Below are 7,223 nucleotides of genomic sequence, written 5' to 3'. Positions count from 1 at the left end.
TTGTTGCCGAAGCGCCTAACGAGGAAGGCGTATTCTACCGAAAGCGCCGTGATTGTCAAGGCCGAAGCCGGCGAGACAATGCTTGGCAACGCTTCAAATCGCGGCGTTGCCCGAGGCCTTTCGAGATGCGGCGCATTCTACCGAAATCGGCGTTACTGTCAAGCGAGAAGCCACCCGAAGGCTTGAATTTCTCAAGCAAGTCAGCCACTTGCGCCACCCCTTCACCGCCGGCCACGAAGCCCGTCGCCGGCAGCGGATGCGTACTTTACGGATCCGCCGACGCGAACGCAAGGGGTTTTTGCTCAGATTACAAAGCTATCGACGAAACGGTGTACAGGGGTGCTTTCCAGGCGCGCCTGATCCGCGCACAGCGCCAGAATGTCATCACAGTGACGCGTCGGGAATCGTGTCGCGAGATTAGCGCTAAACTTCGCTTCCAGGAGGGGCATACCTTCCTCCCGGCGCCGACGATGGCCGATGGGATATTCGACAGCCACTTGCTCGGTCTTACTGCCATCCTTGAAGAACACCTGAATCGCATTGGCGATGGAGCGTTTGTCGGCCTCGAGATACTCGCGGCTGTAACGTGCGTCTTCAACCACTTCCATCTTGTCACGCAATTGATCGATGACCGGATTCGCCGCATGGAAAGCATCTTCGTAATGCTCGGCGACCAGATGTCCGAAGATCAAGGGGACAGCCGTCATGTACTGAAGGCAATGGTCGCGGTCGGCGGGGTTGGCTAGATGCCCTTCCTTGGAGATGATGCGAATCGCCGATTCATGGGTGGTAATCACGACCTTATCGATGTCCTCCAGGCGGTCCTTGATCTGAGGATGCAGCGTCACGGCTGCTTCGCAGGCGGTCTGGGCATGGAACTCCGCCGGAAAGCTGATCTTGAACAGCACATTTTCCATGACATAGGAGCCATAGTCCTGACTGACACGAAAGTGGCGATCTTCTTCCGGCTTGAGCTTCTGATCCTTGTTGGTCTTGGAGAACAACACATCATAGAAGCCCCATTGTGGCGCAGTCAGCACACCGGGAATCCCCATTTCGCCACGCATGGCGATATCCGCCAGGCGTACGCCGCGCGAGGTTGCATCGCCCGCCGCCCAGGACTTACGTGACCCGGCGTTCGGCGCATGTCGATAAGTGCGCAGACTCTGGCCGTCGACGAAGGCATGCGACAGCGCGGCGAGCAGCTGTTCACGGTCTGCTCCCATCAGCTTGGCGGCCACTGCGGTAGACGCCACCTTGACCAGGGCGACATGATCTAGCCCTACCCGATTGAACGAGTTCTCGAGTGCCAGTACGCCCTGAATCTCATGGGCCATGACCATCGCCTCGAGTACATCACGCACGGTCAACGGTGCTTCGCCTTCGGCTACGCGCTTTTGCGATAGATGATCGGCAATCGCCAGGATCCCCCCCAGATTGTCTGAAGGATGCCCCCACTCCGCTGCCAGCCAGGTGTCGTTGTAATCCAGCCAACGAATGATGGCGCCGATATCCCAGGCTGCCTTGACCGGATCGAGACGCAACTGGGTACCCGGCACACGCGCACCGTGCGGTACGACCGTCCCCTCGACCAACGGCCCTAGATGTTTGGTGCACTCGGGAAAGCGCAGTGCCAACAAGCCGCACCCCAGTGTATCCATCAAGCAGTAACGGGCGGTTTTCAGTGCCTCCTGCCCGGTGACGCGATAGTCCAGCACATAATCGGCGATGGCCTGCAGCTCGGGATCGTAGTCAGGACGTTGGTTCTGTTCGACGTTGGCACTCATGTTGATTCCTTGAAGTCAGACTCGAAGCTCGAAGCTCGAAGCTCGAAGCTCGAAGCCAGTATTATTGGCGCTGCTCGATGGGCACCCAGTCGCGCTTCTCCGGCCCTACATAATCCGCGCTGGGGCGAATGATGCGATTGTTCTCGCGCTGCTCGAACACATGGGCACACCAGCCGGTGAGGCGCGAGCACACGAAGATCGGGGTGAATAGCTTGGTGGGAATACCCATGAAGTGGTAGGCGCTGGCGTGGAAGAAGTCGGCATTGCAGAACAGTTTCTTCTCCCGCCACATCACCGCCTCGACACGCTCGGAGACGGGATAGAGCTGCGTATCGCCCACGTCGTCCGCGAGACGTTTCGAGCACTGCTTGATGATGGCGTTACGCGGGTCGGATTCGCGATAGATCGCATGCCCGAAGCCCATGATCTTTTCCTTGCGTTCGAGCATGCCCATCAGCTCGCGTTCGGCCTCCTCCGGCGTTTGCCAGTTCTCGATCATGGCCATCGCGGCTTCGTTGGCTCCACCATGCAGCGGACCGCGCAACGAGCCGATGGCGCCGGTCACGCAGGAATGAATGTCCGACAGCGTCGAGGCGCACACGCGTGCAGTGAAGGTCGAGGCATTGAACTCATGCTCGGCGTACAGGATCAACGAAACGTTCATCACTCGTGCATGCAGCTCGGAGGCCGGCTTGCCATGCAGCAAATGCAGGAAATGGCCGCCCACCGAGTCATCGTCTGTCTCGGTATCGATCCGCACGCCGTCATGACTGAAGCGATACCAGTAGTTGATGATCGAGGGAAACGCCGCCAGCATCCGGTCGCTCTTATCCTGCTGCGCGGCGAAGTCCTCCTCCGTCTCGAGATTGCCCAGCATGGACGCCCCGGTACGCATCACATCCATCGGGTGGGCATCGGCGGGAATCTGTTCAAGCACGGCCTTCAGCGGACCGGGCAGGCCACGTAGCGATTTGAGCCTGGCCACGTAGGCCTCGAGCTCCGCCTGATTGGGCAATTTCCCCTTGAACAATAGATAGGCGACTTCCTCGAAGCGCGCCTGCTCGGCAAGGTCGTGAATGTCATAGCCACGATACGTGAGTCCGGAGCCGGACTGGCCCACGGTACATAACGCAGTGCTGCCGGCGCTCATGCCGCGCAAGCCGGTACTGGTAGGCGTTTTATCCGCCATGGCGAGCCTCCTTGTGCCAGATCGTTATCGTTGTTGCCTCATGCCGATAGTGCATAGCCATGCCGCCCGTTCACTTGTCCTCGTCGAACAGGGCATCCAGCTTGCGCTCGAAGGTGTGGTAATCGAGAAACTCGTAAAGCTCATCGCGCGTCTGCATTTTGTCGAGGACATCGCGCTGATGCCCGTTGTCGTGAATGCTGCGGTACACCTCAAGTGCTGCGGCATTCATGGCCCGGAACGCCGACAACGGATACAGCACCATGCGGCAACCCACATCATGCAGTTCCTGTTGGGTGAACAATGGCGTGGCGCCAAACTCGGTGATATTGGCCAGGATCGGCGCATTGATGCGCGTGCAAAACGCGCGATAGTCCTCGAGGGTATGCACGGCCTCGGCGAAGATGGCATCGGCACCGGCCTCGAGACACGCATTGGCGCGCTCGATGGCCGCTTCCAGCCCTTCCTTCTGGAAGGCATCGGTGCGCGCAATCAGATAAAAATCGTCATCCAGACGCGCATCGGCTGCCGCCTTGATGCGATCCACCATCTCTTGCTGCGACACGATGGCCTTGTTGGGCCGATGTCCGCAGCGCTTCTGGGCCACCTGGTCTTCCAGGTGCACCGCCGCCACGCCAGCGCGCTGCATTTCCTTGATGGTGCGCGCGATATTGAACGCTCCGCCCCAGCCAGTATCGATATCGACCAGTAGCGGAGTCTCTGAGGCTGCCGTAATACGCCGGGCGTCCTCGGCCACATCGTTCATGGTGGTCATGCCCAGATCGGGCAAGCCGAAGGACGCATTGGCCACGCCACCTCCGGAGAGATAAATCGCCGGATGGCCGACTTTCTCGGCCATGAGCGCCGTATAGGCATTGATGGTGCCGACGATCGGCAAGGGGCGATGCGCCTCGAGTGCCGCACGGAAACGTGCACCGGGAGTAGGATGGCTCATGACGTCGTATTCTCCTCGAAACGGGTTTGGGACGTCTGCTCGTCGAGTGTCTCGGCATAATGCTTGGCGACATTCTCGCGAGACGCACTGACGTGGCGACGCATCAAGAGTTCGGCCAGTTCCTCGTCGCCTGCCTCGATGGCATCGACGATACGATGGTGCTCGACGAAGGCGCGCTGCGGGCGCGCGCCGCTGGCACTGAATTGCGTGCGGTAAAGACGCACCAGGTAATAAAGGTCGTCACAAAGCATGGTCATCAGCATGCGATTGTGGCTGCCCTGCACGATGCAGTAGTGGAAATCCAGGTCACCCTCGCGCTGGAAATAGGCCTCGTCGCGCTGCAGGTCCTCCTGACGCTCGTGGATCGCCAGCACATCGCGCAGTCCGGCGATTTCAGGCGCCGTCATGTATCGCGCCGCCAGGCGCGCCGCCATGCTCTCGAGGGCTTCGCGCAGATCGAACAACTCCAGCAGTTCACGCATGGAGAGTTTGACTACGCGCGCACCGACATGCGGGACACGCTCGATCAAGCGGTGGGCTTCCAGGCGTCGCATAGCCTCGCGCAGCGGGCCGCGCGAGATGCCATACGTCTTGGCAAGGCCCGGCTCGGTGATCTTGGCACCGGGGGCCAGCTCACCTCGCACGATGGCGCTTTGAAGTTGGTGAAAGACGCGCTCGGCGAGTGTGCGCACTTCGGGAGCGTCGTCATGACCAGTCGCCGACTGCCAAGCATCATGGGAATCGGCGTTATGAGGTAAAGGAGGAAGCGTCATGTAATTGTCGACAATAAAGAATAAGCATTACCTTAGTAATCTACTCCAAAAGGGTCAACTGCCTGAAGCCCGGCGCTCCTACACCTTTCGCCGCATGGCCAGCACTCACCGGTGACCACGTTGTCGACAATTACTCATCGTCATCCTTATTAAGCGAAGCTGCTTATTGCAACAGGCCGGCGAGTCGCCGGGGTTTTTGAAACGGCAGGGAATGGTCAGTGCCCGGCAGTTCAATGTAGCGCCAGTCGGACCGCCGCTGCGCCAAGGTTGAGTGGTAGGCTTGCATGGCCGCGAGGCTCTTGCCCCCCACGACGCTCGTGACGTCGCATTGCGCTTCGAGCAGGGCATCGCGGTCGAGACGCCGAACGGCATCGGTCACGCAATCCAGCGCATTGGCGAACCCTTGGGGACGGTACGCGAGACGGCGTATCATCATGCGCTCGGCTCGTGGGTTGCGCGATCGATGCGGCGCAATCAAATCCAGAAAGGCGACGATACCCGCTTCCGGTGTCGGTGCCTCGCGAATGGCACACGCCGCCTCGGCATAGCCATCGCGCACCCGTACCATGGTCGCGTGATCCTCGCGCTCCAGAAGTGCCGGCTCGAGCAGCATCGTACGTTCAATACGGGCGCCTAAGCGTTGCTTGAGACGCATCGCTACCAGCCCGCCAAACGAATAGCCCATGACATCGCATTGCTCGATACTCTGGGCGTCGAGCACGGCTTCGATATCGTCGACGACGTCATCCAGCGAGAAAGGCCGCTCACGACCATCTATCGCACGCGTCGCCCCCATGCCCCGCAAGTCGGGCATCAGGAACGTTCGCCAGGTATCGAGATAAGTCACCATCGGCCCCCAGGTCAGCTCGGCCGCTACCCCGGCACCGTGCAGCATGACCACATTGCCCGCGCCCTCGCGACGCTCGAGGCGACGCCAATGGCACTGCTGATCCGGGCGCACCAATATGCCTTGCCGCATCTCGGCCTCGTCCGGCGACATTGTCATATTCGTCATCCTCTATGTGCCGCGCCTCAGGGGCGTTGAATGGCCGTCATTATCCGCACACGCTCACGGGCGGACAAATCCGGCTAGTTTCCCTACAATGAGTCGCCCGTGACAGGACGCTGCACCGATGCCGAGACTCGAACTGACGCCCCTGCCCTATCATGGCGACCCGCTGGCACGCTTCGAGCGCATGCGCCGTCGCCCCGGCGCCGTACTGCTGGACAGCGGCTTCCCGGCGGCTCCCGGTGGACGTTACGACATCCTTAGCTGCGACCCCATCGCCTGGCTGGAGGTCAACCGAGACGGCCGGGTAGCCAGTGACGTCGCGGACCTTCCCGATGATCCGCTCGCCGCTCAGCGTGCCTTGCTCGAGCACCTTCCCGACCCTGGCGTGACGAGCGAGCTGCCGTTTCTGGGCGGCTTGATCGGCTATTGGAGCTACGATTTCGGGCGTCACCTGGAGACTTTTGCGGATCATGCCTGCGAGGCAGTCACGCTGCCCCACAGCCGTGTCGGACTCTACGACTGGGCCCTCATCCACGATCATCACGCTCGCCAAGCCTGGCTCGTGGCTACACCGGCGCGGCGCGCCCAGGTGTGGGAATGGCTAAAAGTCGCGCCAGCGTTGGACTCGACATTCAAGTTGCTCTCCCCCTTTCGAGGCGAACTCGACCGCGTCGCCTACGGCGAGCGCTTCCGTGCCGTACAGCATTACATCCGCAGTGGCGACTGTTACCAGATCAACCTGGCCCAGCGTTTCAGCGCCCCCTACCAAGGCGATTTATGGCACGCCTATCGGCGACTGCGCCAAGCCACGCCGACACCTTATGGCGCCTACCTCGCCTGGGACGACAAGGGCATTCTGTCGCTGTCGCCGGAGCGCTTCCTCGAAGTCGTCGAGGGACGCGTAGAAACGCGCCCCATCAAGGGCACCCGGCCGCGCGGCAACACTACCATCGAGGATCGGCGCTACGCCCGCGAGCTGCGCGACAGCCTCAAGGATACCGCCGAAAACGTGATGATCGTCGACTTGCTGCGCAACGATCTGGGGCGTGTCTGTCAGCCGGGGAGCGTCCGCGTCCCCCAATTATGCCGCCTGGAGAGCTACGCCAATGTTCACCACCTGGTCAGCGTGGTGACCGGTAAACTCGACGCGACACGCCATGCGCTGGACCTTCTGGGAGCGGCGTTTCCCGGCGGCTCGATCACGGGCGCGCCCAAGATCCGCGCCATGCAGCTCATCGACAGTCTCGAACCCAGTCGCCGTAGCGTGTATTGCGGCAGCATCGGCTACGTCGATGTGCGCGGACGAATGGATACCTCCATCGCCATCCGCACCGCCGTGGCGGATGCCGGGCAACTGCATCTCTGGGGCGGTGGTGGCCTGGTCGCGGACTCCGACGAGGAAGCCGAGTACCAAGAGACACTCGCCAAGATTTCGCGCCTGATGGAGGCGCTCGGCACCGAAGAGCCGCATGAGCGCAACGAATCGCGTATCCTGAACGAATGACAACCG

General features: G+C 61.0%; 6 protein-coding genes. 1 reads left to right on the top strand and 5 read right to left on the bottom strand.

Translation table 11 applies throughout. The annotated features are described in order from the left end of the window. Positions 1-302: 302 nt before the first annotated feature. The 5 genes from prpD to OP495_RS09710 form a co-directional block, all read right to left on the bottom strand. Positions 303-1,787, bottom strand: coding sequence for a 2-methylcitrate dehydratase (gene prpD / locus OP495_RS09730; RefSeq protein WP_280568805.1), 1,485 nt, complete (start codon positions 1,785-1,787; stop codon positions 303-305). 61 nt (positions 1,788-1,848) lie between these two features. Continuing rightward, the gene (gene prpC / locus OP495_RS09725; RefSeq protein ID WP_280568804.1) at positions 1,849-2,976 is read right to left on the bottom strand and encodes a 2-methylcitrate synthase; all 1,128 of its coding nucleotides are present in this window, start codon (positions 2,974-2,976) and stop codon (positions 1,849-1,851) included. A 70-nt stretch (positions 2,977-3,046) separates the two neighbouring features. Then, positions 3,047-3,928 (bottom strand): methylisocitrate lyase, encoded by an 882-nt coding sequence (gene prpB / locus OP495_RS09720; protein ID WP_280568802.1) that lies wholly within the window; start codon positions 3,926-3,928, stop codon positions 3,047-3,049. Further along, entirely contained in the window at positions 3,925-4,701 is a 777-nt protein-coding gene (locus tag OP495_RS09715; protein ID WP_280568799.1) for a GntR family transcriptional regulator, read from the bottom strand. Before OP495_RS09715 ends, prpB begins: the two co-directional genes overlap by 4 nt. Positions 4,702-4,864: 163 nt before the next feature. After that, positions 4,865-5,707 carry an alpha/beta hydrolase gene (locus OP495_RS09710; RefSeq protein ID WP_280568797.1) on the bottom strand — a complete coding sequence of 281 codons (843 nt, stop codon included), beginning with the start codon at positions 5,705-5,707 and terminating at the stop codon, positions 4,865-4,867. Positions 5,708-5,834: 127 nt separating this feature from the next. Between OP495_RS09710 and pabB the strand changes: the two genes are divergently transcribed. After that, positions 5,835-7,217 carry an aminodeoxychorismate synthase component I gene (gene pabB, locus OP495_RS09705; RefSeq protein ID WP_280568795.1) on the top strand — a complete coding sequence of 461 codons (1,383 nt, stop codon included), beginning with the start codon at positions 5,835-5,837 and terminating at the stop codon, positions 7,215-7,217. Positions 7,218-7,223 lie beyond the last annotated feature (6 nt).

The organism is Chromohalobacter sp. 296-RDG (genome assembly GCF_029889885.1).
Classification (GTDB): Bacteria; Pseudomonadota; Gammaproteobacteria; order Pseudomonadales; family Halomonadaceae; genus Chromohalobacter.
The sequence above is the reverse complement of the archived record's forward strand: the minus strand, read 5'-3'. Positions and strand labels throughout refer to the sequence as shown.